Here is a 26,763-nt window from a genome sequence, read left to right as displayed (position 1 = left end):
ATTTACATACCGACTCTGTTGAAGGAAGTCAGCGCTGTGAAAATGGATTGAGAGTTAAAGAAAATGAACTGGAAAATTAGGTGTACTCCAAAACTAATGATGATAGGAAGCGAGCATAATAGCCGGCGGTTAAAAGAGCCATACGTATTGGCGGTACAAAAATATATGACTTCACTTAAGCTGGTAGCCCTACACTTAGCTAGGAAGTCCCGCGCCCTGCTTGGGTTACTTGCGTCGCTTCTCGTAACGTTACATTTTCAGGTAATGGCGAGCGAGATTGAGCAAAAAGGTTCGCTGATAGTAGAAAAGCAGACGTTTGAAATGCCTCACTTCACAACCTTTGGCGGTAAGCAAATCAAAAATGTAAAAGTAGGTTGGGAGGCATACGGAACACTAAACGATACCAAGAGTAACGTTATTCTAATAACACATTATTTTTCAGGCTCTTCTCATGCGGCGGGAAAATATAACGAAAACGATTCAGCGCCAGGATACTGGGATAGTATTATCGGCCCCGGGAAAGCCATTGATACAGATCGCTTTTATGTAATTAGCGTAGACACACTGGTCAACTTAAATGCTTACGACCCACAGGTAATAACCACAGGCCCAGCATCAATTAATCCAGACACGGGAAAACCTTATGGACTGGACTTTCCCGTTGTCACCATACGTGACTTTGTAAATGTTCAAAAAGCACTTCTTGAAAGCTTAGGTATTAGCAAACTGTACGCGGTTATTGGACCTTCTATGGGCTCTATGCAAGCTATAGATTGGGCGAGCGCTTACCCCGACTGGGTTGAACGTATGATTTCAGTTATCGGAACAGGTCAAAGCGACGCCTGGACCACCGCAGCACTGGAACACTGGGCAACGCCAATAACGCTTGATAAAAACTGGAACAATGGTAATTACACAAAACAGAAAGCGCCCCTTGATGGCTTAGCGGCCTCGCTTATGCTCATTACGCAAAATGCTCTTACACCCTCGTTTTTTAATGAACAGGGCAACACATTGGATTTTAAAAATATTGAGTCGGCGCCGCTTAATGACATACGCCAGTCACACAGTATTGTAAGCTGGCTTCGCGAACGAGCAAAAGCTCGCGCTCAAAAAATGGATGCCAACCACCTTTTATACCTAGTACGCGCTTGCCAGCTTTTTGTTGCCGGGCATAAAGGCAGCCTAAAGCAAGGGGTGGCGTCTATCGAAGCAAAAACACTGTTTATTCCAGCCAAAACTGATTTGCTTCTTATGCCTTACCTATCGCAAGGTGCACACCAAAAGCTTATTTCAACTGATATCGACAGCACATTAGTTACGCTAGATGGCAAATTAGGGCATTTAGAAGGAGTGACTAACATATCCGCTCAAGCCGAAGCCATTCGCCAATTTTTAGAAAATGATAAGGCAGCAATGTAATGATGAAACCTAAACCCTTTTTACGCCGCGCAATGTGGCTTTCTTTAATAAGCGTTAGTGCGCTTAGCTTTAGTTCGCTAAGTTTCAGCGCAGATGCAACAGAGCGGGGTGATGTTCCTTCGCTTACCCTCGATTTAGAGAACGTCACCGTGTCTGGCTTGTCCTCAGGCGGTTACATGGCAACACAATTTCAACTAGCACACAGCGATTGGGTGAAAGGCGTTGGTGTCATTGCTGGCGGCCCCTACTTTTGTGCACGAGGTGATATAACCACTGCCCTATCGCAATGCGTGAATAAGGTAGAGGGAGAGATAAGCCTTGAAGGGCTAAATGAAAAAGCCAAACAGTATGAAACTGAGGGGAAAATCGCCTCGCTTTCTAATATGAAAGACGCAAAAGTCTGGCTCTTTCACGGTACGCAAGACACCAGAGTGATTGCACCAGTGAGCGATTTATTATTTGAGCAATACAAACTGTGGACAGACACACAAAATATTGCCTATATCAATGACAAACCGATGGCTCACCTTTTTCCCACCAAAAACAATGGGGTTAACTGCATGAAATCAGAGAGCCCCTTCATTGGAAACTGCGATTACGATGCAGCAGGTGCCATGCTCTCTCATCTTGTTGAAGATGTTTCGACACCCGACGAGTCACTGTCAGGGCAAATTCATTCAATTGATCAGCAAAAAATAGCGGGTGACGATGCCAAAACATTAGCAAGTGAAGGCTTTGTGTATGTGCCTGAAAGCTGTGCACAAGGCGAGCCATGCAGAGCCCATATTAGTTTCCACGGCTGTAACCAGTATGCCGATGCCGTAGGCGATGCCTACACTACCCAAACAGGGCTGAATGAATGGGCTGATGACAACAATATTGTTGTGCTGTACCCACAAACGAAAAAGTCGCTGTTTATGCCGTTAAATCCACAAGGCTGTTGGGATTGGTGGGGCTATGCGTCTAGCGATTATGCAAACAGAGACGGCGCGCAAATAAGGGCAGTAAAGAAGCTATTGTTTTCATTAAATAGCGCACCTTCAACAATCAATGCCTCAGGGAGTACCAATGAGTAAGCGCACAGTATTTATCACAGGCGGTGCAAGTGGCATTGGCTTTGGCATTGCCGAGTCAATGATGAAACAAGGCCATCACGTGATCATAGCCGATATAAACGAACAAGCGGCGAAAGACGCTGTGACCAAGCTTGCGCACTTGGACGGTTCGGCCAGCGCCGTGGCTGTAGATGTATGTAATGCAGAGCAAGTTGCCGCACTGCCAGAGGTATTAGGAAAGTTTACCGTCGATGTATTAATCAACAACGCAGGAATACAGCACGTTTCTCGTATAGAGGACTTCCCTGCAGATAAGTGGCAGCAGCTTATAAATATCATGCTGGTTGGCCCTGCTCTGTTAACCCAAGCTTTTTTGCCGGCAATGCGACAGCAAAACTACGGGCGCATTATTAATGTAGGCTCTATTCACTCGTTAGTTGCCTCGCCATATAAGTCTGCTTATGTAGCAGCAAAGCATGGGCTATTGGGGTTTGCAAAAACCATCGCGCTTGAAACAGGAGATTGCGATGTAACTATCAATACCCTTTGCCCCGCCTATGTGAAAACACCATTGGTGGAGAAACAAATTGCAGCACAGGCAAAAGAAAATAACCTTACCGAGGAAGAGGTAATAACAAAAATAATGTTAGAACCCATGCCTAAAAAGCAATTTGTTAGCGTTGAAGAACTTGCAGATACCGCAAGCTTCTTAATGTCGCCCAGTGCTCGCAATATCACAGGGCAAACCATGGTGCTAGACGGGGGTTGGACGGCCAGGTAGTTGATTGTGGTTATAACGCTTTACTATTGGTGGTTGTAGCGTGTTTCTCTGCGTGTTGAAAAGACTGCAAGTCGCAGTCTTTTTTCGTTTTATCATCTTGCAAAAAGATTATTCCCAAAGTGAGACATAGATGGCGACCATCTCTTCAATGGTGGGTACGCGTGGATTATTGCCGGGAGAGCCAGATGCCAAAGCTTGCTCTGCCATTGTTGAGGTCGAAGCAAAAAACGTTTCTTTATCAATTCCAAACTCGGCTGGCGTTGGGACTTGTAAATCGGCATTAAGTGCTTTTAGTTCGTTGATAAGCTTTTCGTTCGCCACATTATCTGAGTCACTTTGCGTAGCGACACCCATCGCGCGGGCACATTGTGCATAGCGCACCGGTGAACTTGGAATTGAAAAGGCGGTAACCGCAGGCAATAACATGGCATTCGATAAACCGTGAGGGACATGAAACGCAGCGCCGATAGGTCGACTCATTCCATGAACAAGGGCCACTGATGCGTTTGAAAAAGCAATACCAGCAAGCGTTGAGCCCAGCATCATTGATTCTCTAGCCGTTTCATTTGTTGGCTCTGCAAATACAGTACGTAGATTAGGCGCAATTAATGCCATAGCTGATAATGCCTGGGCATCACTGTATAGATTAGCTTTGCGGCTTACAAACGCTTCAATAGCGTGGGTGAGTGCATCAATGCCAGTATCGGCGGTAACGCGTGCAGGCAAGCTTTGAGTTAACGAATAATCGACCAGTGCTGCCGTTGGCATAAACCCTAGACCAACACACAACATTTTCTCTGTGGTGTTTTCGTCAGTAATAATAGTAAATCGCGTTGCTTCTGAGCCTGTGCCCGCCGTTGTGGGAATAGCAATAATTGGCAATCCTGCTTCATCAACAACTCGAGGGAATTTGTAGTCTCGCATTTCACCGCCGTATTTACCCAAAATGGCTATGGCTTTTGCGCTATCAATAGGGCTTCCGCCACCTAAGGCGATAATGCTGTCATAGTCGTTGGCTTTAAATGCATCCACACCTCGGTTAATCGAATTTACTGTTGGCTCTGGGACCGTATCTGAAAACACACCTGCGTTAATTCCAGCCTCTTTTAGCACTTGCACTATGGCAGCGCTGTATCCCAATTCAACCATCACCTTATCGGTAACCAATAACGGTTTGCGACAGTTAAGGCCTTTGAGCGTTTCAGCCACCCGACGACTCGCGCCCTTCCCTATATGCATCACTCTAGGCAAAATAATTTGATGAGACATGCTTCCCTCCTTTGATTGCTTTTCTCCAGCATACCTTCCGACATGCCTAAAGCAATGAATGTGTAAAAATAATGTTATTTTTTCACTCTGTATTTCATCTTAAGGTGTAAATCGAGAGCGCAGTGCTTCCTGCGCAACTTATTAATGGGTAACTACTTCGCCGAAGAAGGATTGAGTAAGGGTAAATACTAGAGCGAAGTAACGAGCTTTCAGCATTTATAACATCACCTTAAATGAAATGAGTGATAGACTGGTCGAGACTCTCTTCTGGACTAACACTATGAAAAAATTCGGTATCACTTCATTGCTTGTCGCGATTATCGCTTTAGCGGTCTGGCAATGGCCGAAACCTGATGCACCTTTACTTTCCTCAAGTGATGCCATGCCCGTCATGGAAAGTTTGCCCGACGATTTCTTTACCAGACAAGTAAACCCCGTTTTAACGCAACGCTGCGTGGTGTGCCACGCCTGTTACGATGCGCCATGCCAACTAAAAATATCTTCCCCAGAAGGTATAGCAAGAGGTGCTAATAAAGAAAAGGTGTATGAAGGCACGCGACTCACTGCAGCACAACCAAATAGAATGTTTCTCGACGCTCACGGCGTTAATGGATGGCGCGAGCGAGGCTTTTTCGATGTATTGCCAACAAAAGACGATACTAACGCCTCGCCAACACAATCCTCGGTGCTAGCGCAAATGCTTTTGCTAAAAAAACAGCACCCTCTGTCCAATACTACCCATTTAGATGAGAGCTTGGATATAAGTTTGAGCAGACAAAACCAGTGCCCAACCATAGATGAAATGGGAGAATATATAGCTGACCAGCCTCTAGGGGGCATGCCCTACGCCCTACCGGCGCTGTCAGATTCTGAACATACTACACTTATTCAATGGTTAACCCATGGTGCACCTTTGCCCTCGCCTAAGATGCTCTCACAAGAACTAAATGAGAAAGTATCTGACTTAGAAGCATGGCTAAATGGGGATAGTAACAAGATGCAGCTTTCCACACGTTATATTTACGAACACTTGTTTACCTCTCATCTCTACTTCGAAGGTATCTCAGACAAAGGAAAAACGCCTCAGTTTTTTAACCTGGTACGCTCACGAACCCCACCAGGGCAAGCGTTGGACATTATTGCCACTCGCAGACCCTTCGACGATCCCAAGGTAGAGCGCGTTTATTATCGCTTGCAGCCTGTGCATTCCACGATCGTGAGCAAAACCCACCAAGCATACGCTATTAATCAGAACCTTTTAGATAAATGGCGATCTTGGTTTGTCGAAGCTGACTTTTCTGTTGAAACCTTGCCTTCGTACGAACCTGAAATAGCAGCAAACCCTCTAACGGCTTTTACTTTATTGCCGGTAAAAAGTCGTTATCGATTTATGCTTGAGCGCGCTCAAAACACTATTATGGGTTATATCAAAGGGCCGGTGTGCCGAGGGCAAGTCGCGCTAAACGTAATTAACGACCGATTCTGGGTGTTCTTTGTCGACCCAGACATTGCAGCTTCTGAAAAAGTGAATGCTTTTTACGCGTCCCAAAAGAAAAACCTTCACCTTCCTGCTGAAAAAGACAGCTCTGCGCTAGCGATAAATTGGGCAAAGTATGCAAAACGCCAGGGCGACTATATGCGTGCAAGAGCGGCCTTTCTAAATAGCGAGTTTGAAAACGGAGAGCACCTAAACGTATCAAGTATTTGGGACGGTGACGGCAACAATACCAATGCCAGCTTAACCGTATTCCGCCACTTCGATAATGCCACTGTAGCGAAAGGAATGGTGGGTAAGCCTACTAAAACAGCTTGGATTATTGACTACGCCTTATTAGAACGTATTCATTACTTACTGGTAGCCGGCTTTGATGTTTACGGTAACTATGGGCACCAACTAATGACCCGTTTATATATGGACTTCTTGCGTATGGAAGGCGAGTCGAACTTCCTCAACCTGCTCCCTCCGCCATCTCGTCAGGAACTCTTAGACAAATGGTATCAAAAGGCTAGCCCCGAACTCACTGACTATCTAGAGGGCGATTTTAATAGTTTCGAACAGCCTACAGGCATAACATTTGAAACAGAACGCCCGCAAAAAGAACTCTACCAATTGCTATCGAAGCACTTAGCTAAAGTTCAGCCGCAAGCCTCAACGTATAATAAACGCTTGTTATCCACCGAGCAGTACGAAGCGCTAGCGAGTTTAAACTCGCTCCCTGCCCAGCAAGCCACGCTGATGCCTGAAACGACCATAATTGTGGTAAAAGGTGACCTAAATTCAGATAACATAGATGTGTTTACTGCCCTAAGGAATAGTGCCCACTACAATGTGAACAGTCTGTTCGAAGAAGAGGAAAATCGCGAGCCATCTCAAGACTCAATTACTCTGGTGCATGGACTCTTGGGTAGCTATCCCGATGCCTTTTGGTATATCAACGCTTCTGACGTCACTGCGTCGATAGAAAAGCTGAAAACAATTAAAAGTGAAGCTGATTACCAAGCTTTGCTCGACGATGTCGGGATGCGCCGAACAAACCCTAATTTTTGGACCTTTAGCGACAAATTGATTCAGTGGTCTAGCAAGCACTACCCTATTGAAGGCGGCCTGCTCGACTATAATCGATTAGAAGATCGCTAAACCTGGCACTCTGCAACGTTTTACGCTTTTCTTTTGCAAAATACCTGTGCTAATGTCCGACCATTGGAAATGAAAGGACATTAGCATTCCATGCCCTATCAAACCGTTGCTTTAATTGGAAAACCTCAGCACGCTGCAACCCATGACAGCTTAAATATTCTTGCCGAATATTTATTAGCCAAAGGATGCAAACTACTAGTTGAGGAAAGTATTGCTGAAGAGCTTGAAACTGAAAACTTCAAAAGCTGTAACCTTGTTACTATTGGTAAAGAGGCTGATCTTGCCGTTGTAGTAGGTGGTGACGGCAGCATGCTTGGTGCCGCGCGTGTACTGGCGCGTTTTGACATCCATGTCGTAGGCGTAAACCGCGGTAATCTTGGCTTTTTAACAGATATCCACCCTGATGATATCGTTCAACAGCTTGACCTTATCTTCAATGGTGAGTGCGTGGTTGAAGAGCGCTTCTTACTTGAAGTCGAAGTTTACCGGCACGAAAAGCTTAAAAGTAACAACTCTGCTGTAAACGAAGTGGTGCTGCACCACGGCAAAGTTGCTCATATGATGGAATTTGAAATTTATATCGATGAGCAATTCGTATTCAGTCAGCGTAGCGACGGTTTGATTGTCGCCACACCGACAGGCTCGACTGCATACTCCCTATCGGCCGGCGGCCCTATTATTATGCCAAAGCTTGATGCACTAACGCTGGTGCCTATGTTTCCTCACACACTGAGCAGTCGCCCCATTGTTGTTGATGCAGACAGTCAGGTATCGATGAAAGTATCAAAAGTAAACAGTGATTCCTTGCAGGTAAGTTGCGATAGTCACATTGTACTACCCGTACTGCCCGGCGATGAAATCCGCATTAACAAGAGCGTAGACAAGCTTCATCTTGTTCATCCCAAGGGTTACAGCTATTTCAACGTACTTCGCAAAAAGCTAGGTTGGGGCAGTAAGCTTTACTAGCCTCATTCCCTATTCATCTTTTCTAATGTGCATTTATTACATTAGCCTGTAGCATTTTCTTAATTGCTACAGGCTTGAAAAATAAAGATTTTTTAATCTTCCCATATTTCTCTATTAAAAACGTGTACTTATAGAACTCTCCGAATTCGGCATACCCGTTGCACCTATCAAAGTAAGTTATTGGCACAGGGCTAGCGAGATTTTGCCCCTTATGATGTTTTACATCGTGCTGATTTATTTACATTCAATAGGAGATATCATGAGTAACACCAATATCAAATTTACAGCCCCAGGAATGGATAACGATGCTGCTGCCAAAACAATTAAGGTATTGGATCAGCGATTGGTTGCACTATTAGATTTACAGTTAACCTTAAAGCACATTCACTGGAACGTGGTAGGCCCAAATTTTATTGGCGTGCATGAAATGCTAGACCCTCAGGTAGATGCAGTACGCGAAATGACCGACACCATTGCCGAACGAATTGCAACGTTAGGTGGCGTACCGAAAGGCACACCGAAAGCCATTGTTGAAGGTCGCAGCTGGAGCGATTATGAACTAGGGAAAGGTTTAGTACTTGACCACCTTAAGGCACTAGACGCTGTTTATGACGGCGTAAATGGTGACCATAGAAAAGCGCTAGAGCTTCTTGGTGAAATTGATCCAGTATCGGAAGATATGATCACAGGCCAGCTGGCAGACTTAGAACAGTTTCAGTGGTTCGTACGCGCACACATTGAATCTGGAAGCGGTGAGTTGCAGCAATAAGCTTTATTGTTGAATTCTAAATAGTTATCTAGGTATTTATAATTCAATTAAAGTTGGAATTCTATAGGAGAGCTTTGGCTCTCCTTTTTGTTGTTTGGTTTTAAAAACCGTTACAGCAGTTAACGTATTGGCCCACAAGCCTTCTTTACGGACAGGCTTTTTGCTATCGAATTTTACATAGATTAGTACTGTATAAATTTTTGTAAAACACGCACTCTCATTAAATTCTTTTCTGCAGGTTACTGATAACCCCACATACCCCTGCGAACATATGACATTGATTTCTCAAACTTTATTAGCTTCCTTGTTAATTTTAGCGTAATTTTTTCACGACTTAACTTTACACAGCCAAAATACTGTATATATTATCAGTTACTGTATATATCATCATGTTCAACTTATTCGAGTGTGGTTATGTTAGCGCATCTTTCTATTTCTAATTTTGCTGTTGTAAAACAATTATCGGTTCAACTGGAAAACGGGCTTACTGCAATAACCGGTGAAACCGGCGCAGGTAAATCAATTGCTATTGATGCGTTAAGCTTGTGCTTGGGTGAACGTGCCGACGCAAATGCTGTGCGTAAAGGAAGTACGAAAGCTGAAATCATCGCACACTTTTCTTTGAGCAGTAACGCATTAGCTAAAGCTTTTCTCGATGACCATGAACTCACCTCAGACGAGGATGAAAACAGCTGCTTTATTCGCAGGGTTATTTCTAAAGAAGGTCGTTCAAAAGCGTTTATCAATGGTATTCCCGCTTCGCTTCAGCAGTTAAAAGGCTTAGGCCAGTATTTGTTAGCCATTCACGGTCAAAACACACACCTGCAACTGTTGAAAGAAGACCATCAAAGAGACCTGGTTGACGGTTACGCTAAGCATGATGAATTGTTAGCGCAGGTTACAGAAACTCATTCAATCTGGCGTGATAAGCAACGCACACTAAAGACACTTCAAGAGCAAGCACAGCAACGAGAAGATAGAATTCAGCTGTTAACCTATCAGGTTCAAGAGCTTGATGAGTTCGCTATTGAAGAGGGCGAGTTCGAAGAGTTGGAAATAGAGCACAAGCGCTTGAGCAATGGTCAAAGTCTTTTAGAACAAGCGCAGACTAGCGTGTACAACTTATATGAAAATGATGAGGGTAACGCTTTATCAGTGATTCAAAGCAGCATTGAGCGCTTGGGCGAATTAGAAGCCCATGACGCAAGCCTAACGCCTATGATAGCGTTACTAAACGATGCAGCAATTCAAGTAGAAGAAGCTGCGGGAGAGCTGCGTAGCTACTGCGATCAGTTAGAGATTGACCCGCTTCGTCTACAGCAAGTTGAAGCGCGCTATGCTAAAGCGATGGATCTGGCACGTAAACACAGCGTTATGCCAGAAGGGCTATATCAACACCATCAGGAACTCGCCGCCGAATTCAATTCATTATCTGAACAAGAAACGCTGTTAGGCACACTTGAAGGCGAAGTAGAAGAAGCGCGAGCAACATACCTAACTGCGACCAAAGGGTTGTCTGAAAGCAGACAACGTGCTGCAGGTAAATTAAGTAAAGATATTGAGCTTCAGATTCGTCAAATGAATATGCCTCATGCAAAAGTCGATATTCAAATTCAGTACGATGAGCTTAAGAAGCCTGTTAGCACAGGTCTTGATACTGTAGAGTTCAAAGTGTCTACCAACCCTGGTCAGGATGCAGACAAGTTAGAAAAAGTGGTGTCAGGTGGTGAATTATCACGGATAGGGCTAGCTATCCAGGTAATTGCGAGTGACAATCACGCAACTCCTACCATGATTTTCGATGAGGTCGATACAGGTATTAGTGGGCCAACTGCGTCTATCGTTGGCGGTCTGTTGCGCAAACTGGGCAAGCAGTCTCAAGTAATGTGTGTAACGCATTTACCACAAGTAGCTGCGCAGGCGCATAACCAGCTGTTCGTTACTAAACTCACTGATGGGGAAAGCACCGAAACTCAAATGCTACCGCTTACCAAGCAAGATCGTATTGATGAGTTAGCGAGATTGCTAGCCGGTGACAAAGTAACCAAATCGGCCTTAGCAAACGCAAAAGAACTGCTAAAAAGCGCAGCATCGAACTAAAATGCAGTTGATTGGTCATAGTTGTCAATGTAGCATGCCTTCGCGCTTGCAATAAAACAGCCTCGAAATTCGCCTTCGCGAAATTCGCTGGCACTAACAAAGGCAATACTGGACAAATTAACGCATGAAGTTGCAACACCTATTAGTAATTCTTGGTATCACACTTACATCAACCGCTTGCTCGAACTGGATATATCGTATCGACGTTCCCCAGGGAAACTTCCTTGATCAAAGAGACGTTGAAAAGCTGCGTGTTGGAATGACAAAAGAACAAGTTATTTATGTATTAGGCAACCCTGTTGTTCAAGACTCGTTCGATGATGACACTTGGTACTACGTTTACGATATGAAACGCGGTATGGAAAAGCGCGGAAAAGATTTTCAGAAACAAATGGTAATAAACTTTGTAGATGACAAAGTCACCACGGTTGAAGGCGACTTCGAGTTATCTGAAGACTTCAACACACCGCTTGATAACTAATTATATTTAAAAAGGTAGCGCTTCACGCTACCTTTTTAGTTTCTAGTACCCTTAGTAACAACGCCTGTTTTTCGAGTTACAGCACTTACCTGATTGAGGCATACATGGAACACAGTTTTTGGCACAGTAAATGGCAAAAGAACGAAATCGGATTTCATGAGCCCGAAGGCAATGCGCTTCTTGTAAAATATTCGTCTTTTCTGCTTGGTAGCGAAAACTCGAGTGCTGCTTTGAAACGCATATTTGTTCCGCTATGTGGTAAGACCCGTGACATCGGCTGGCTACTTTCCCAAGGTTGTGAGGTGGTTGGTGCTGAACTGAGCGAAGTGGCAATCATACAGCTATTTGAAGAGCTTGGTGCCGAGCCTAACGTTACTATCACTGCAAAGGGTAAGGTTTACACCAAAGACGGCTTAACCATATACGTGGGCGATATTTTTAAACTCACTTCAGGTGACTTAGGTAATGTTTCAGGGGTTTACGATAGAGCAGCTTTAGTTGCATTGCCCAGCCCCCTTCGCGAGCAATACGCCGCACACCTAATTGCTATTACTCAATGCGCCCCTCAGCTAATCATTTCATTCGAGTATGACCAGAATAAAATGGCCGGCCCTCCATTTAGCGTAAACGAAAAAACCGTTGATACACTTTACTCTGGCGCCTACGGCATCAAAAGATTAGAACGTTCAGTACTTGAAGGCGGCTTAAAAGGAAAAGTAGACGCTGATAACTTGGTATTTGCCCTAACAGCTAAGTAGGTTTTATCGCTGCCTTTTGTTACATGCATATAGTTTTTGAACCAATACCACTACTTCGAATTTAATTGGCTAATTCAGTAGCGCCCTACTCCATGCATTGCCAGTAGTGTTGCAAAGGTCTGCGTCTATAGCCCTAACAACGCCTCGACTCCAAACAATACTGCACCTATTAGACCACCGACAATAGTGCCGTTAATACGCACTTTTTGTAGGTCGCGACCAATATTTAGTTCTACCTGTTCCGCCATCTCGCGTTCGTCCCAGCTATTGATGGTGTCGCGAATATGGCGGGTTAGAAACTCAGCCAACTCTGGCGCCATGTATTTTGCAGCTTCACCAATATGCTTATTAAACGCTTTGGCCAACTCACTGTCTTGCGTTAACGTTGTGCCCAAGTCTTTTAGCAGACCCGACACTTTAGTTTCTGCTTTGCCACTTTGTTCTTCAAGCGACGTTAAGAGCCATTGATGAAATTTGGCCCATGATTGCTGAACATAGGTATTTAATGCTGGGTCATTAACGATTTTTTCGCGATAGCTGTTTACCTTTTTCTCCATTAACGGGCTGTGCTGTAGCTCATATAAAAACTCATGCACCTGTTCGTCGAAAGCATGGCGAATAGGATGGTGCTCATCCTCGTATATATCCTCTAAAATACTTGAAACGGCTTTAACAGCAATGAGCGCACCCTGTTCGCTTAGCCAGCTGGAAGGCAAGAGCTTTTCGATACGGCTGTACTCAGTTTTTAACCAGACGACCAGCCTATCTGCTATATAAATTTGAGTTTCGGGCTCTGCGAGCAGCTTAGCTAGTTTCCCTAATACCCTATCGAGCACGACTTGGTGCTGGCGTTCTTTCGTCACGGCACCTAACGAGGTTGCCATAAGCTGCCTAAGATCAAGTTGGTTAATACCCTTCTGCGCTGTTTTAGCAATAAACGCTTTGACGGGTTTGTCATCAAGTACACGTAACACGCCGGCAAAGGCGTCACAAATAAAGCGACTTAAGCGAGTAGCGTTTCTTTCCTGTGACAACCATCTTCCAGCGCCCTTCGCAGGGTCGCTGTCTCGAATTAGTTTTTCTATCGCTTCGGGGTGAAAGAATTTCTCTTTAACGAATAAAGACAAGTTATTAGCAATAACCGACTTATTACTTGCCACGATATTGGTATGGGGAATAGGGTACTGGGCTGGTATTGGTTTAAACAGCGCAGTTACAGCAAACCAGTCAGCAAGGCCCCCGATGAGTGCCGCCTCGCTTGCCATCTTTATAAGCCCTAACCACCATGCACCCTGTAAGTTTGGGTAAAACTTGGGTAGTAATACTGTAAAGACAAATACACCTGCGGCAAAAACCAAACAGGCCAATGCGAGCCTTTTGGCTTTGTTTAGCTGTGCATATTTGTCCGTCATAAACTACTCCGTTTAAATTACTCGTTCACCATTTCGGTCAATTAATGGTGTACCGTCTTCTTTAGCAAAAGGGCCTTTTGGCCATACCGGTAAAATATCCAATACAGCTTCACTAGGCCGACATAGTTTTACTGTTTCTTTCGCTTTATCAGCAACAGCATTATCTTCATTTGGGTCGGAAGATAATGAAGCTGTTTTTTCATATTCATGTTTAGGAATGCAAACAATAGGCCTATTTACCAGGATAGGATGCTTCAACATAAGTTCGAAGATAGCTTCGTTGCTTACCGACTCATCAAGCAACCCTAACTCAGCCGCTGGCGACTTTGTTGTCCTAAGCGCCTGTCGAGGCGTCAAGCCTGCTGCATGCAATAAATAGCTCAACTGTTCACGCTCCCACCCTACACTCAAATACTCAACAACCTCCACGTCATATCCCGCCGCTCTAACCACTGCAAGTGCATTTCTAGACGTTCCACATTCTGGATTATGATAAATCTTTATCATCGTTACTCATCTCAATAAAAAATGACAACTATAAATACCAACATACTGTTGAAGGTCGAAGACAGCCCCCCTAATCAGCCTAAATACCCAGCCTGTACTTCGTGGACACACACTCGCTTTTCTACAGACTAATCACTTAGAACCTGTACTGCCCGGACATACACCTACTCTTCTGCGAACTAATCACTTCACACCTGTACTGCGTGGACACACACTCACAATGTTTCTAACTTGATATTTTGCAGAAGAGTATTTAGATAAACAGCCTTGTCAGCGCTTTACCACTAAATTGGAGTGTCCAACTCGTTGCTTAAAGCTAAATAAGTGTCTGTCCACTTCTATGTATTCTTTGCCTCGTTGATTTCTCCAAGCAAGTGTCTGTCCCTTTCTGAACTTAGGCACACCTGATTTTAAATGGTTAAATTCGCCATCTATTGGCAGATGTGGCTATAAAATTATCCATTACGTCATCAAACCATCTTTCAGCAAGCAACAGAAACCATTAAACCATTGATCTTATGAGACTTTTAACGATGGCATGATATGTGATACATGCATGCCAACAACACAAAAATATGTGTTTGAAACGAAAACTTTCAAAGCGTGTTACCTAAAATATAAAAACCATTAAGGATATAAGAATATGAAAAAGTCGATAATTGCCAGTGCTGCTATGTTGCTCTCCGCCACTCTACTAAGTGGCTGCGTTATCCATGTCGGCAACGCAAACGCTTTGGAAGGCAGTGATTTCAGTTCAATTCTAGGTAATATCGACATTGCCGAAGGAAAGCATGCTGGCGATATATCTTCTGTAAACGGCAATGTGGAAATTAGCGATCACGCTGGCGCAGATGAAGTTAGTATTGTTAATGGAAACCTAGAAATGGGTAGCCATGTGACTGTCCGAAACATTGATATTGTAAATGGCGATGTTAGCGCAGATACTAATCTGAGTGTGGTTAAGGGGATCGAGACGGTAAATGGAGATGTTACGCTTCCTACACAAAGCACAATTGGCGCTAGCGTTGAAACCGTGAACGGTGATATCACCGCTGTTGATACAACCATTGAGAAACACATCAAAACATTAAATGGTGATATTACATTAACGGGTTCATCTCATGTTGCGGGTGACATTGTTTATAAAGAAAGTGAAAGCTCCTTTGGAAACAAGTCGTGGAATAAATCAGACAACAAACCTACCCTGTCAATTAGTGCGTCAGTGACTGTAGACGGTAACATTATATTGCACCGCCCTGTCAACCTAGACATTGAAAGTGACGAATTAAAGCAAAAAGTCGTTGTAAGCTACGGCGGTGCAAAGTAACGTAGCCGCTTTAACAACACAGCTTGATGTTTCGGAAATACATGACTGAACATGAAAAAATGCTCGCTGGCGATTTATATTACCCGTCAGATAAAACCTTAACGGCAATGCGTAAGCAGTGCCGTATTCAATTAGACGAGCTTAATGCAACTTGCCAAAGTGACCACAAAAAACGTACTAGATTGCTAAAACAGTTGTTTGGCAGCACAGGGAAAAGGCTGTACATCGAATCTTCGTTTAAATGCGATTACGGCGAAAATATCCACGTTGGCGAAAACTTTTATGCCAATTTTAATTGTGTGATTTTGGATGCAGCAAAGGTGACTATTGGTGACAACTGTATGATAGCGCCCCAGGTAGGGCTTTACACAGCCACCCACCCCATAGACCCTGCTCAAAGAGCAACAGGTATAGAGTTCGCTAAGCCTATTACCCTCGGCAATAACTGCTGGATTGGTGGAATGGCGGTGATAAACCCTGGTGTAACATTGGGTGATAATGTAGTTGTGGCTTCTGGCGCAGTAGTAACCAAATCTTTTGGGGATAACCTAGTCATAGGCGGTAATCCAGCCAAAGTAATCAAAGAGATTGAGCCAGTCGCTCAAAGTATATAACGTTTTAGCCGGTGCTTTTATGAATGGGAGCTTTTATAAATGAAGCTTTTGTAGAAGGCCTCTTTTTGGAGCAAAGCTTTCTGTAAAAGGCCTTTCTCAACGAACTCTCCATTCACCCCAATCACTGAATCAATTGTATTCGCTGAAACAAGAAGTGTTAAAAGGCCGCGGTTGTAACCAATTAAGCGGCCTTAAATCGATGTCGAATACAACTGAACAAGATGAGGCTAGTAAACTTAACGCTAGCCTTATTCACCTTGTTATATACACCCTAACAAAATATCAACTCTGCTAAGCCCTAATCCCAGTCGGGCGCGAAATCAGGGCTTACTATACGCTCACCATTATCGAGGTCATCAATAAGAACAAGCTCTTCTTCGCTAAGCTTTACGCCACCGTAAGCCAAGTTCTCCGCTAAATGTACTTCACTGGTTGATGAAGGAATTGCGTAAATGTGGCGTTTTTCCATCCACGCCAATACCACTTGCGCCGGCGTCGCATTATGATTTTGAGCGATACTCAACAGAGTTTCATCCTTCATTACTTTCCCAACAGCAAACGGCATGTATGCAGTGGCTCTGACGCCTTTTTCCTTGCCAGCTTCTACAACTTTTTTATTTTGCATGAAAGGATGAATTTCAATTTGGTTCGTGTAAATCTCGCCTTCACCTAAAATTTCTTCAGCCTTGTTTAGCAAATCAATAGTGAAATTAGATACACCTATATGACGCGTCAGCCCAAGCTCTTTCGCTTTGGCAAGATTGCCTAAATAACTTTCTAGTGAAATGTCATTACCTGGATATGGCCAGTGAATGAGAAGTAAATCCACATACTCTAGCTTTAGCTTTTCTAAGCTTTCGTGAACGCTGGGTATAAAGTGATCGTCGCCTAAAGATTCGTACCACACTTTAGTGGTGACGAATAGTTCGCTTCTATCTAGCCCACTTGTCTTTATGGCATCGCCAACTTCAGCTTCGTTATCATAGATTTGCGCGGTATCAATGTGCCTAAACCCTACTTTTAGGGCTTTACTTACTGATTCACGGGCCTCTTCACCTTTTAATCGAAACGTTCCCATTCCTAGTTGAGGCATGTCTTTCATAACAATCTCCTATTCCGTGTGGCTTTTAACTACTTGATATAGCTGATTCGTAATTTCCTACGCTATCGTTAGAAAAGAAGATCGCAATACGCTTATCGATTAGTAGGGTTAATTTAGCAACTCTGGTTGGTATTAAGCTTGTGTTTGATGCCAGCATAAAAAAGGCCGCTAGCATTTGCTCGCGGCCTTGAGTAATTACATAGATATAGTTAGATACTATTTACGTTTGCCTGGACGTCCAGCACGTTTATTCAAGCCTTGTTGCTTGCGTACTTTGTGCTTTTTAACCGAGCGACGCATGCGGCTTAAACGAGCGTGGTCAAGTTTACCCTGGCGTACATTAACCATCGTCTGCGTTTCATCCGGTAATTGAACATGGCTACGAAGGGCATTCACATCTTCTAAACCTAGTTCTACCCACGCTCCTTGCGGTAGGCGCTTTTGCAATTCGATTGGGCCATACTTAACACGTATCAAACGGCTTACCTGAACGCCTTGCGACTCCCAAAGGCGACGCACTTCGCGGTTACGCCCTTCTTTCAAGGTCACGTTGTACCAGCGGTTCATGCTTTCATCTTCAGCATGCTGAGGCGTAGGTGCACCAGAAATTGTCAGGAACTTAGCTTCACCATCTTCAAGCTCTACCCCTTTTTGAAGGGTATGTAGCGTTTTTCCTGTTACCTCACCGAATACACGTACTGCGTACTCGCGCTCTACTTCACATTTTGGGTGCATTAGGCGGTTTGCCAATTCACCATCGTTGGTGAATAACAGCAGGCCACTGGTGTTCATGTCTAGACGACCCACTGTGATCCAACGCCCTAGTCGAATAGCAGGTAGACGGTCAAATACTGTATCGCGACCTTCAGGGTCGTGACGGCTACACAATTCACCTTCGGGTTTGTTGTACATCAACACGCGGCAGATTGGCTGTTCTGTTTGACGAGATAGCAAATGACCATCAACACGAATTTGTGCAGTGTGATCGACTCTATCTCCTAATGTTGCTTTGGTGCCATCGACCGATACTCGGCCTTCTTCAATCCAACGTTCCATTTCTCGTCGCGAGCCTAGCCCTTGGTTAGCCAGTACTTTTTGCAACTTTTCAGTCATGGTTTTTCACTCTTTAATTGCTTGTTTACGGTCGCACGGTCTATTTTGACGGTGCCTCATTTAACACCTTAAGCGGCGAGTCTGATGCAACGCTTTCTGCCATATTTTCGAAAGCGTCAGCATTGGGCAAATCGCTCAACGACGTCATCGAAAAATAGTCCAAGAAGCCTTTAGTAGTTGCATAAAGCGCTGGTCGCCCAGGCACTTCTTTGTGGCCAACTACTTTCACCCAGTCTCGTTCTGTGAGTGTCTTTATAATATTACTGCTTACCGCCACGCCTCTTACCTGCTCTATTTCTCCGCGCGTAATAGGTTGACGATAGGCTATAAGTGCCAAGGTTTCGAGCATTGCTCTTGAATACTTCGGCGCATTCTCTTGCCACAACTTACTTAACCACGGACTTAACGCATCTAACGACTGAAAGCGATAGCCACTTGCTACTTCCACCAGTTGAATGCCTCTTGGCTGATAGTCTAGCTTTAGCTCGTTGAGTACCTTACTCAAGGTTCTATCAGCAACGGTGAACTCGTTGAGTACCGTTTCTTTTAAATGCTGCTTTGAAAGAGGTTTGTCAGCAACAAATATTGCTGCCTCGACCAATTGCTTAAGCTGCGCCGTGTTAATTTTCTTCATGGGCACCTAATTTTACATGAATTTTTGCATAAGGACCTGCCTGAATGCATAAAATTAGCTGTTCTTTTACTAATTCTAAAATTGCTAAGAAGCAAACCACCACGCCAGCTTTACCTTCTTCAACGGTAAACAAGCGCTCAAGCGGCGTATATTCTGTAGATGTAAGTAACGACAGTATAAGCGACATGCGCTCTCGTGTGCTTAACGCTTCCCGCGCAATAGTATGATGCTTAAAAGCTTCAGCGCGCTTCATGGCCGCGCTAAACGCTAATACAATCTCGGCTAGAGAGACATCGGGCTCAATACGAATTGGCGCCACACTCTCACTTAATTCAACGTGAGTAGTAAAAATATCTCGTTCAAGTCTTGGCTGTATATCTAAATCTTCCGCCGCTTGCTTTACTAACTCGTATTCTTTTAATCGGCGAATAAGCTCTGCGCGAGGGTCTTCTTCCTCATCATCGTCATCACTGCGTTTAGGCAATAAAAGTCTAGACTTTATTTCCGCCAATATGGCTGCCATTAACAAATACTCTGCCGCCAGCTCTAATTTCAGCGACATCATGGCATCCACGTATTCCATATATTGCTTAGTAACATCGGCAATAGGCAGTGTGGTGATATCAAACTTTTGCTTTCTGATAAGGTAAAGCAATAAGTCGAGAGGACCTTCAAAGGTTTCTAGAATAACTTCTAACGCATCGGGAGGTATGAAGAGATCTTCAGGTTTCTCAATAAGCGCTTCGCCATTAATAAACGCAAGTGGCAACGGTTGCTGAACAGGTGTGGCAAGCTCCTCATTAAGAGGGGCTTCATGACTTTTATTATTTTCTTCAACAAGCTCTGACACAGTTCCACAACCGTTTTGCGCGCTAACAAGCGACGATTATTGATTTTATTATTTACGCGTTCATACAAGGGCTTGTTGTGCGTTGCTGTACATCACCGCACAACAGGCCCCAGAAATTTAGCTTACGGTTTCTTACTATAACTTTCACCCGCAACTAGCAAAAAAAGCTATTTAAAAACCAGGCAAACGAAAGTTACTCAAATGGAGACGGATCGCCCGTGCCATGGCGCACAATAACTGGTATATCTTCCGATAAATCCACCACGGTAGTTGGCTGCTCACCAATGTAACCACCATGGATGATAAGCCCAACTTGCTTTTCCAAATTATCACGGATGACATCTGGGTCTGACTCTGCCATGGTATTACCCGGCAAAATCAAAGACGTAGACATCATTGGTTCGCCTAGTTCTTCCAATAATGCCAATGCAATCGCATTGTCGGGTACACGAATACCAATGGTTTTGCGTTTCGGGTTTTGCAAGCGCTTTGGTACTTCACGGGTCGCTTTCAACACAAATGTGTAACGCCCCGGCGTGTTGTTTTTAATCTGCCTAAATGCCGTATTATCTACCTTTGCGTAAATCGATAGCTCGGACATATCCCGGCACATTAACGTAAAGTTGTGCTCTTTATCGATTTGACGAATACGACATAACTGCTCAAGTGCCTTTTTGTCTTCCATTTGACAGCCTATGGCGTAGCCTGAGTCTGTTGGATACACCACTACAGCGCCTTCTCGAATTAACTCACATGCCTGGCTAATTAGGCGTTTTTGTGGGTTATCGGGGTGAACATAGAAAAATTGACTCATAAATACTTCCTTTTCTAAAAAAGTGCGGGCCGATGAAGTACAGGCCAATAGTGCCGTAACGCCATGAAGGCGGCTGACTTTATATCTACTAGGCTCGACTTACTCGACTTGTTGCTACACTTTCTGTGAATGCGCTCCACGGTTATTACACTTGTTAGCAATAGTGTTTATCAACTATGCATAACCGTTTCACTTTGGTCACTGTTTTATACCACAAACTTGGCTAATTAGATTTTCTTAACCTTCAGCCATTTGCCCTTCAAACTGCTGCCAATTATGCCACACCGGCGTGAGCTTACTGCTAATGCCCAAGTTTTTACCTAATTCAGTCCAGCGAGAAGGAAAATGAAAATCTGAGCCCGCTGATGCTAACAATTGATGGGTTTGTGCAAGCTCATTAATAAGCTCTTGCTTCGTTTTATTAATGCCAGGAAACGCGGTTTCAATAGCATCACCACCCGCTTGTTCAAAAAGGGCAACTAAGCGCCGCAGCCATTTTGCTGTCATGTCGTAATGGGCTGGGTGAGCCAATACAGCTTGGCCGCCTGCATCGTGGATCCACTCAATAGCCGTTTCAATGCTTGGCCATTCAGCTTTCACAGCCGCACGTTTACCTTTGCCCAAATACTTTTTGAACGCGGCATCCATACTCGGTACACCGTAATTGTTAACCAGTACTCTCGCGAAATGAGCACGCGTTACCTGACCAACCCCAGCTAATGCTTTGGCACGTGCTAAAACACCTTCAAACCCACACTTTTCAAGCTTAGTGGCAATTTTTTCAGCCCGAGCTTCACGAGTTTCCGATTGACCTTGTAGCCGTTCAAGAAACCTTGGGCAGTGTCTGTCCACATTCAATCCAACAACATGGATATCGAAACTATGCCACGTGGTGGAAATTTCAACACCATCAATAATGGTTAGTGCTCGTTTTTGCTTGGCTTGAGTAGCGTGCGCTTCTTCTAAACCAGCAACGGTATCGTGATCAGTTACGGCAAGCGCATCCACCTGCATGGTGTGCGCGCGAAGGATTAGCTCTTCTGGCGTTAAGTGACCATCAGAGAATTTTGTGTGGCTATGTAGATCTATTTTCAATGTCTTATGCAAATTTTAGGTTGACACAAAGGGCAATTTGTTTTCTTCTATATACACAAAGTATACGTACTAACGGCTTCAAATCCTATTGAAGTTTGTAGAAACAACGAGTAATTCATGCATTCATACGACATTTCGACAGCAATGACAGTTGCAGCTTGGTGGTGGCACTCCCTAACTTAACGGGCGGTGTGCACTGTAGTGCGTGAATGAAAACACATAAAGGCCCGTTTATACGGGCCTTTTTTTTATCTTTTTGCAGTTGGAGAGTAGCAAAAATGAGTTTAGCGGAACTGGGAACGTCCCCAGGTAAGGTAGAGACAATTGAACAAGTGGGGCACTACGTAGATGACCCGCTTGCTGCGTTTGCCCATCTTTGTGGAAGCAAAAGCAACGCCCTGCTTCTGGAGTCGGCAGAAATCGATTCTAAAGACGATTTACAAAGCTTACTAATGGTTGATGCAGCCCTGCGCATGGAATGTCGAGGCAACCGCGTTGAAGTGAAAGCACTGACCGGCAACGGAGCTTCAGTACTGCCTTTATTTGCCACTCATGCCCCCGCCGGCTTGCATGTTAAAGAAAGGACAGACACTTCAATTACCTTGCTATGCGATGAAGCTGACGGCGAGCTTGATGAAGACAGTCGTTTAAAGGCCGCAAGTGTAATGGACGCACTTCGCATTGTGATTAATAAAATAACGCCTATACGCCAACATCCACACGCCATATTTTTAGGCGGTGTATTTGCCTACGACATGCTAGCAGGCTTTGAAAAATTGCCCGACGTTGCAGAAGGTGAAAATGACTGCCCTGACTTTGTGTTTTACTTGGCGGAAACTTTAATTACCGTTGATCACCAAACTCGCGAAACCCACTTAATTGGTAGCGTATTTAGCGGTCAAGACGTGGCTCAGCAATACTTTTCTATAGCCCAGCGATTAGAAGCAATTCATAAGCAGCTACACGAGATGCCTGCCAAGCCCGTGCTAATAAATACAAATGCGGCAAAGATTAATGATGCAGAGAGTGAAGCACAAAGTGGACAGTCACTCGTTTCCGACTCAGAAAATCAAAACGGACAGTCACTTTCTTTTGACCCAAACGTTGAAGTTAGTGTTAATTTAAGTGATGAACAGTTCTGCAACCATGTGCTTGACTTAAAACAGCATATTTTAGCTGGTGACATTTTTCAGGTTGTGCCATCGCGTACATTCTCTCTCCCCTGCCCGTCACCGCTACTTGCTTACGCTAAACTTAAAGAATCAAACCCAAGTCCTTACATGTTTTACATGCAAGATGCCGCTTTTAGTATTTTTGGCGCTTCTCCAGAGTCAGCGCTTAAATACGAAAGAGAAAGCAATCAGGTAGAGATCTACCCTATTGCCGGTACCCGTCCTCGCGGAAAGCGCCCAGATGGTAGTATTGATAGGGACTTGGACAGTCGCATAGAGCTAAACCTTCGCGAAGACACCAAAGAGAAGTCTGAGCACATCATGCTGGTTGACCTTGCCCGAAATGATGTTGCGAAGGTGAGTCGCCCAGGAACCCGTTATGTAAAAGATTTGCTTAAAGTTGACAGATATTCGCACGTTATGCACCTAGTGTCGCGCGTGGTGGGTCAACTACGGGACGACTTAGATCCATTGCATGCTTATCAAGCCTGCATGAATATGGGCACCCTAGTTGGCGCCCCAAAAGTAAGCGCAGCTACATTAATTCGTGAAGTAGAGAAAAAACGCCGCGGCAGTTACGGTGGCGCGGTTGGCTACTTAAATAGTCAAGGCGATATGGACACTTGTATTGTTATCCGCTCAGCCTTTGTAAAGAACGGTACAGCTTATATTCAAGCAGGTGCTGGCGTAGTATATGATTCAGTTCCACAAGCCGAAGCAGATGAAACCCGCGCTAAAGCACAGGCGGTAATAGGCGCAGTGAAAGCCGCGCTTCAAGAAGAAGCTGAAAGTATTGGCGTTGCGTTAAATGAAGGAGGCAACGCATGAACCAGCAAGTGACCACCCTATTTTTACTCGACAATGTAGATTCCTTTACCTACAACCTTGTGGACGAACTGCGTACCTTGAACTTAGACATTAAGGTGTATCGCAATACGGTTTCAGCAGATGCTTTGTTTGAAAGAATGCAGGAACAAGCAACGAAAGGCCCTGTGCTTCTTATGCTGTCGCCAGGTCCAGGGGCACCCAGTGAAGCCGGCTGTATGCCTGAGTTACTTAGAAAGGTACACGGCGTATTCCCCGTTATTGGAATTTGCTTGGGCCACCAAGCCATTGTTGAGCATTACGGCGGTAATGTAGGCCGTGCAACTCAGGTTATGCACGGTAAGTCATCAGCAATCACCCATTCTGAAGACGCTATGTTTAAAGACTTACAGCAGCCTTTACACGTAGCACGATACCACTCTTTAGTGGCACATACATTGCCTGAAAATCTTACTGTGTGCGCATCTACCGTGAACGACGACGGAAGCGAAGCCGTAATGGCGGTTTACAATAGCGAAGATCGCATGTTGGGTTTTCAGTTTCACCCAGAATCTATTTTAACAGCCCACGGCAGTTTGCTGTTAAAGCAAAGTATTGACTATTTAACGTTACAGGGAGCGAACCATGCTTAACGCAGGCCCTCTACTAGAACAAATTATGCTGCGAGAATCACTGTCGCAAACCGAAGCATACAGCTTGTTTAACAGCATCATGCACGGTGAGCAAAGCGAGGTGATGATAGCCTCAGTGCTGACTGCGCTTAAAATGAAAAAAGAATCACCTGGTGAAATTGCGGGTGCGGCGAGTGCCATGGTTGCAAATGCACTACCCTTTCCCTCTCCCTCTTATGAGTTTGCCGACATTGTGGGTACAGGAGGAGACGGCCACAATACCATTAATATTTCCAGCGCTGCCGGCGTCGTTGCCGCTTCGTGTGGCGTAAAAGTGGCAAAACATGGTAACCGAAGCGTATCGAGCAAATCTGGATCAGCTGATTTGTTTCGCCAATTTGGGCTTAACTTAGAGATAAGCCCAGAAACTTCGCGCAAATGCCTAGATGAAGCAAATTTCACATTTCTTTTTGCGCCGGTTTATCACGCGGGCATGCGCCACGCAGCCCCCGTCCGCGCTGCGATGAAGACCAGAACCCTGTTCAATATACTTGGGCCACTGGCAAACCCGGCGGGTCCAACTCATGGCGTTTTCGGCGTATACTCTCCCGAACTGCTTGAACCTTATGCAAAAACCCTTATGCTGCTTGGCCAACATCGCGCAATGATTGTGCACGGCGACGGCTTAGATGAACTAGCACTTCACGGCGAATCAATAATTTACGACCTTGAGCATGGCGATATTCGAAAGCTTACCGTTACCGCGGAAGACTTCGGTTTGCCTCATTACCCACTTTCTGCGATTGAAGGTGGCGAGCCTGAAGAAAACAGACAGTTTGTTGAGGCAGCGCTAAACGGCGAAGGCAAAGAGGCACATCGCGCTGCTATCGCAATGAACTGCGGAGCACTGTTGAAAGTAACCGGTAAAGCCTCAACCTTTAAAGAAGGGGCCGAAATGGCGATGAACGCGATGGCCGAAGGGTTGCCGATGCAGTTATTAACGAAAGTTGCCAAAATTACTCAGGAGGTAAGCACGAATGGCTAATGTGCTTGAGAAAATTGTTGCAGACAAGCGCGAAGAGGTGGCAGCACGAAAAGAGGCGCTGCCGCTAGAAAGCTTTAAAGCGAATCTAGTTCCTTCCCAAAAGAGTTTATTTGCAGCGCTTAGTGAGCCAAACGCAGGCTTTATTTTCGAATGCAAAAAAGCATCACCGTCAAAAGGCCTTATTCGAGAGCATTTTGATTTAGACGAAATCTTAGCGGCATACACACCCTATGCGGCAGGTATTTCTGTGTTAACAGACGAGAAGTACTTCCAAGGTAAATTTGAGTACTTAGCTTATGTTACTGAGCGCGTTGCTCAGCCCGTGCTTAACAAAGACTTTTTTGTTGATACTTACCAAGTGTATTTGGCCCGTCACTACAATGCTGATGCTGTGCTATTAATGCTTAGCGTGCTAGATGACAATGAGTATCGCGAACTGGAAAGCGTTGCTAATGCTCTTTCATTAGACATTCTTACCGAAGTAAGCAATGAAGAAGAGATGGAACGCGCCATTGCCCTTGAAGCCAACATAATTGGTATTAATAATCGCAACTTACGCGACCTTTCTACCGATTTAGCGACAACCGAACGCTTAGTGCCCATGCTTGAAAAAGCTAGCCACGACTATGTGGTTATTTCTGAGTCGGGCATATATACACACCAAGATGTACTTCGTTTAGCACCTATATCTCAAGGCTTTTTAGTGGGCAGTGCGCTAATGGCCGAAGCTGACCTACCACGTGCAGTAAAAACTTTGGTAAATGGTGGAGTTAAAGTGTGTGGGCTAACCAGCCCCGAACAAGCACAAATGGCGTTTGATAAGGGCGCAAGTTTCGGTGGGCTTATCTTTGCTGAAAAATCGCCACGCTGCGTGAGTGAAGCACAGGCTTTGAATATAACTCAAAGCGTTAACGGCGCTTTTGTTGGCGTGTTCGTTAATCACGACATTGATGACGTTGCTTCTCTTGCTGCTTCACTCAATTTGTTTGCCGTTCAGCTACACGGTAGTGAAGACGAAAGCTATATTTCCACGCTTGCAGACAAGCTACCAGAAGGTTGTGAAATTTGGAAAGTCGAAGGCGTTAAAGCAACTTCTTCTGACGAACTACCAGACGCAGTGGACAGTCACTTAAATAATAGCCTTGTAAGCCGCGTTCTTCTGGATTGCCAAGTAGGCGATGCAAAAGGCGGTACAGGCGAAGCCTTCAACTGGCAGTTATTAAACGATATCGAAGCGAAGCATAAGTTAGTGCTTGCTGGCGGTATTAACGCCCAGAACGTTGCAGATGCTATTGCAACCGGCAGTGGTGCTATTGATGTGAATTCAGGTGTAGAAACCGCACCCGGCGCGAAAAGCGAAGAAAAACTCGACGCGCTTTTTGCCATTTGCCGCCGTTACTAAT

At 44.7% G+C, this 26,763-nt stretch carries 24 protein-coding genes; 15 read left to right on the top strand and 9 right to left on the bottom strand.

All coding sequences use genetic code 11. From position 1 onward, the window contains the following. Positions 1–63 precede the first annotated feature (63 nt). Genes IW644_RS02170 through IW644_RS02160 form a run of 3 tightly spaced genes read left to right on the top strand, consistent with a single transcriptional unit; the run spans position 64 to position 3,258 of the window. On the top strand, positions 64–1,422 hold the full coding sequence (locus IW644_RS02170) for an E22 family MetX-like putative esterase (RefSeq protein ID WP_442864411.1): 1,359 nt from the start codon (positions 64–66) through the stop codon (positions 1,420–1,422). Beyond that, a complete protein-coding gene (locus IW644_RS02165; protein WP_269916221.1) occupies positions 1,422–2,498 on the top strand; it encodes an extracellular catalytic domain type 2 short-chain-length polyhydroxyalkanoate depolymerase in 1,077 nt (358 codons plus the stop codon). The genes IW644_RS02170 and IW644_RS02165 overlap by 1 nt, the downstream gene beginning before the upstream one ends. Further along, positions 2,491–3,258 carry a 3-hydroxybutyrate dehydrogenase gene (locus tag IW644_RS02160; protein WP_269916220.1) on the top strand — a complete coding sequence of 256 codons (768 nt, stop codon included), beginning with the start codon at positions 2,491–2,493 and terminating at the stop codon, positions 3,256–3,258. Before IW644_RS02165 ends, IW644_RS02160 begins: the two co-directional genes overlap by 8 nt. A 108-nt stretch (positions 3,259–3,366) precedes the next feature. Here IW644_RS02160 and IW644_RS02155 read toward each other — a convergent pair whose 3' ends face one another. Next, on the bottom strand, positions 3,367–4,527 hold the full coding sequence (locus IW644_RS02155; RefSeq protein WP_269916219.1) for an iron-containing alcohol dehydrogenase: 1,161 nt from the start codon (positions 4,525–4,527) through the stop codon (positions 3,367–3,369). 280 nt (positions 4,528–4,807) lie between these two features. Here IW644_RS02155 and IW644_RS02150 point away from each other — a divergent pair, with 280 nt between their 5' ends. From IW644_RS02150 to tmpT, 6 genes are all read left to right on the top strand, one after another. Beyond that, a complete protein-coding gene (locus IW644_RS02150; protein WP_269916218.1) occupies positions 4,808–7,165 on the top strand; it encodes a fatty acid cis/trans isomerase in 2,358 nt (785 codons plus the stop codon). Between the two features lie 90 nt (positions 7,166–7,255). Continuing rightward, complete coding sequence (nadK, locus tag IW644_RS02145) at positions 7,256–8,131, top strand: NAD(+) kinase (protein ID WP_014948959.1); 876 nt, start codon at positions 7,256–7,258, stop codon at positions 8,129–8,131. 259 nt (positions 8,132–8,390) lie between these two features. Further along, positions 8,391–8,900, top strand: coding sequence for a DNA starvation/stationary phase protection protein Dps (gene dps / locus IW644_RS02140; protein WP_110287868.1), 510 nt, complete (start codon positions 8,391–8,393; stop codon positions 8,898–8,900). A 414-nt stretch (positions 8,901–9,314) separates the two neighbouring features. Next, complete coding sequence (gene recN, locus IW644_RS02135) at positions 9,315–11,000, top strand: DNA repair protein RecN (protein WP_269916217.1); 1,686 nt, start codon at positions 9,315–9,317, stop codon at positions 10,998–11,000. 124 nt (positions 11,001–11,124) lie between these two features. Continuing rightward, entirely contained in the window at positions 11,125–11,481 is a 357-nt protein-coding gene (locus tag IW644_RS02130) for an outer membrane protein assembly factor BamE (protein ID WP_179982924.1), read from the top strand. 104 nt (positions 11,482–11,585) lie between these two features. Next, entirely contained in the window at positions 11,586–12,239 is a 654-nt protein-coding gene (gene tmpT, locus IW644_RS02125; protein WP_269916216.1) for a thiopurine S-methyltransferase, read from the top strand. 125 nt (positions 12,240–12,364) lie between these two features. On the opposite strand, the gene IW644_RS02120 is transcribed toward tmpT, so the two are convergent. Together IW644_RS02120 and IW644_RS02115 are read right to left on the bottom strand one after the other, a co-directional pair. Continuing rightward, positions 12,365–13,651 (bottom strand): DUF445 domain-containing protein, encoded by a 1,287-nt coding sequence (locus IW644_RS02120; protein ID WP_269916215.1) that lies wholly within the window; start codon positions 13,649–13,651, stop codon positions 12,365–12,367. A 12-nt stretch (positions 13,652–13,663) separates the two neighbouring features. Beyond that, positions 13,664–14,158 (bottom strand): arsenate reductase family protein, encoded by a 495-nt coding sequence (locus IW644_RS02115; RefSeq protein WP_269916214.1) that lies wholly within the window; start codon positions 14,156–14,158, stop codon positions 13,664–13,666. A 643-nt stretch (positions 14,159–14,801) separates the two neighbouring features. On the opposite strand from IW644_RS02115, the gene IW644_RS02110 reads away from it, so the two are divergent. Together IW644_RS02110 and IW644_RS02105 are read left to right on the top strand one after the other, a co-directional pair. Continuing rightward, entirely contained in the window at positions 14,802–15,485 is a 684-nt protein-coding gene (locus IW644_RS02110) for a hypothetical protein (RefSeq protein WP_269916213.1), read from the top strand. 41 nt (positions 15,486–15,526) lie between these two features. Beyond that, complete coding sequence (locus IW644_RS02105; protein WP_269916212.1) at positions 15,527–16,099, top strand: sugar O-acetyltransferase; 573 nt, start codon at positions 15,527–15,529, stop codon at positions 16,097–16,099. A 298-nt stretch (positions 16,100–16,397) separates the two neighbouring features. On the opposite strand, the gene dkgB is transcribed toward IW644_RS02105, so the two are convergent. The 6 genes from dkgB to IW644_RS02075 form a co-directional block, all read right to left on the bottom strand. Then, complete coding sequence (gene dkgB, locus IW644_RS02100; protein WP_269916211.1) at positions 16,398–17,201, bottom strand: 2,5-didehydrogluconate reductase DkgB; 804 nt, start codon at positions 17,199–17,201, stop codon at positions 16,398–16,400. A 216-nt stretch (positions 17,202–17,417) separates the two neighbouring features. Then, entirely contained in the window at positions 17,418–18,314 is an 897-nt protein-coding gene (rluB, locus tag IW644_RS02095; RefSeq protein WP_136781075.1) for a 23S rRNA pseudouridine(2605) synthase RluB, read from the bottom strand. Positions 18,315–18,354: 40 nt separating this feature from the next. Further along, complete coding sequence (gene scpB / locus IW644_RS02090) at positions 18,355–18,948, bottom strand: SMC-Scp complex subunit ScpB (RefSeq protein ID WP_269916210.1); 594 nt, start codon at positions 18,946–18,948, stop codon at positions 18,355–18,357. Then, positions 18,935–19,798, bottom strand: coding sequence for a segregation and condensation protein A (locus IW644_RS02085; protein ID WP_269916209.1), 864 nt, complete (start codon positions 19,796–19,798; stop codon positions 18,935–18,937). Before IW644_RS02085 ends, scpB begins: the two co-directional genes overlap by 14 nt. 193 nt (positions 19,799–19,991) lie before the next feature. Continuing rightward, positions 19,992–20,612, bottom strand: coding sequence for an L-threonylcarbamoyladenylate synthase (locus IW644_RS02080; protein WP_269916208.1), 621 nt, complete (start codon positions 20,610–20,612; stop codon positions 19,992–19,994). Between the two features lie 237 nt (positions 20,613–20,849). Beyond that, positions 20,850–21,707: a PHP domain-containing protein gene (locus IW644_RS02075; RefSeq protein ID WP_269916207.1), complete on the bottom strand. Its 858-nt coding sequence runs from the start codon at positions 21,705–21,707 to the stop codon at positions 20,850–20,852. Between the two features lie 278 nt (positions 21,708–21,985). Between IW644_RS02075 and IW644_RS02070 the strand changes: the two genes are divergently transcribed. The 4 genes from IW644_RS02070 to trpCF are packed head-to-tail and all read left to right on the top strand — an operon-like array spanning position 21,986 to position 26,762. Then, positions 21,986–23,707, top strand: coding sequence for an anthranilate synthase component 1 (locus IW644_RS02070; protein ID WP_269916206.1), 1,722 nt, complete (start codon positions 21,986–21,988; stop codon positions 23,705–23,707). After that, positions 23,704–24,336, top strand: coding sequence for an aminodeoxychorismate/anthranilate synthase component II (locus IW644_RS02065; protein WP_269916205.1), 633 nt, complete (start codon positions 23,704–23,706; stop codon positions 24,334–24,336). The genes IW644_RS02070 and IW644_RS02065 overlap by 4 nt, the downstream gene beginning before the upstream one ends. Next, positions 24,329–25,360: an anthranilate phosphoribosyltransferase gene (gene trpD, locus IW644_RS02060; protein ID WP_269916204.1), complete on the top strand. Its 1,032-nt coding sequence runs from the start codon at positions 24,329–24,331 to the stop codon at positions 25,358–25,360. Before IW644_RS02065 ends, trpD begins: the two co-directional genes overlap by 8 nt. Further along, positions 25,353–26,762, top strand: a complete 1,410-nt coding sequence (gene trpCF / locus IW644_RS02055) for a bifunctional indole-3-glycerol-phosphate synthase TrpC/phosphoribosylanthranilate isomerase TrpF (RefSeq protein WP_269916203.1) — start codon at positions 25,353–25,355, stop codon at positions 26,760–26,762. Before trpD ends, trpCF begins: the two co-directional genes overlap by 8 nt. Position 26,763 lies beyond the last annotated feature (1 nt).

It is taken from the genome of Alteromonas sp. PRIM-21 (assembly GCF_027563165.1).
Lineage (GTDB): Bacteria > Pseudomonadota > Gammaproteobacteria > Enterobacterales > Alteromonadaceae > Alteromonas > Alteromonas macleodii_A.
This window is presented reverse-complemented; position numbering and strand designations above follow the sequence as displayed.

Bases quoted from the DNA above. Each gene is read 5' to 3' on its own strand.
- rluB (WP_136781075.1), bottom strand. From the start codon at position 18,314: ATGACTGAAAAGTTGCAAAAAGTACTGGCTAACCAAGGGCTAGGCTCG.
- IW644_RS02155 (WP_269916219.1), bottom strand. From the start codon at position 4,527: ATGTCTCATCAAATTATTTTGCCTAGAGTGATGCATATAGGGAAGGGC.
- trpD (WP_269916204.1), top strand. From the start codon at position 24,329: ATGCTTAACGCAGGCCCTCTACTAGAACAAATTATGCTGCGAGAATCA.
- scpB (WP_269916210.1), bottom strand. From the start codon at position 18,948: ATGAAGAAAATTAACACGGCGCAGCTTAAGCAATTGGTCGAGGCAGCA.
- IW644_RS02070 (WP_269916206.1), top strand. From the start codon at position 21,986: ATGAGTTTAGCGGAACTGGGAACGTCCCCAGGTAAGGTAGAGACAATT.
- trpCF (WP_269916203.1), top strand. From the start codon at position 25,353: ATGGCTAATGTGCTTGAGAAAATTGTTGCAGACAAGCGCGAAGAGGTG.
- recN (WP_269916217.1), top strand. From the start codon at position 9,315: ATGTTAGCGCATCTTTCTATTTCTAATTTTGCTGTTGTAAAACAATTA.
- IW644_RS02065 (WP_269916205.1), top strand. From the start codon at position 23,704: ATGAACCAGCAAGTGACCACCCTATTTTTACTCGACAATGTAGATTCC.
- IW644_RS02170 (WP_442864411.1), top strand. From the start codon at position 64: ATGAACTGGAAAATTAGGTGTACTCCAAAACTAATGATGATAGGAAGC.
- IW644_RS02150 (WP_269916218.1), top strand. From the start codon at position 4,808: ATGAAAAAATTCGGTATCACTTCATTGCTTGTCGCGATTATCGCTTTA.
- nadK (WP_014948959.1), top strand. From the start codon at position 7,256: ATGCCCTATCAAACCGTTGCTTTAATTGGAAAACCTCAGCACGCTGCA.
- IW644_RS02160 (WP_269916220.1), top strand. From the start codon at position 2,491: ATGAGTAAGCGCACAGTATTTATCACAGGCGGTGCAAGTGGCATTGGC.
- IW644_RS02115 (WP_269916214.1), bottom strand. From the start codon at position 14,158: ATGATAAAGATTTATCATAATCCAGAATGTGGAACGTCTAGAAATGCA.
- IW644_RS02120 (WP_269916215.1), bottom strand. From the start codon at position 13,651: ATGACGGACAAATATGCACAGCTAAACAAAGCCAAAAGGCTCGCATTG.
- dkgB (WP_269916211.1), bottom strand. From the start codon at position 17,201: ATGAAAGACATGCCTCAACTAGGAATGGGAACGTTTCGATTAAAAGGT.
- IW644_RS02080 (WP_269916208.1), bottom strand. From the start codon at position 20,612: ATGAGTCAATTTTTCTATGTTCACCCCGATAACCCACAAAAACGCCTA.
- tmpT (WP_269916216.1), top strand. From the start codon at position 11,586: ATGGAACACAGTTTTTGGCACAGTAAATGGCAAAAGAACGAAATCGGA.
- dps (WP_110287868.1), top strand. From the start codon at position 8,391: ATGAGTAACACCAATATCAAATTTACAGCCCCAGGAATGGATAACGAT.
- IW644_RS02110 (WP_269916213.1), top strand. From the start codon at position 14,802: ATGAAAAAGTCGATAATTGCCAGTGCTGCTATGTTGCTCTCCGCCACT.
- IW644_RS02130 (WP_179982924.1), top strand. From the start codon at position 11,125: ATGAAGTTGCAACACCTATTAGTAATTCTTGGTATCACACTTACATCA.
- IW644_RS02165 (WP_269916221.1), top strand. From the start codon at position 1,422: ATGATGAAACCTAAACCCTTTTTACGCCGCGCAATGTGGCTTTCTTTA.
- IW644_RS02105 (WP_269916212.1), top strand. From the start codon at position 15,527: ATGACTGAACATGAAAAAATGCTCGCTGGCGATTTATATTACCCGTCA.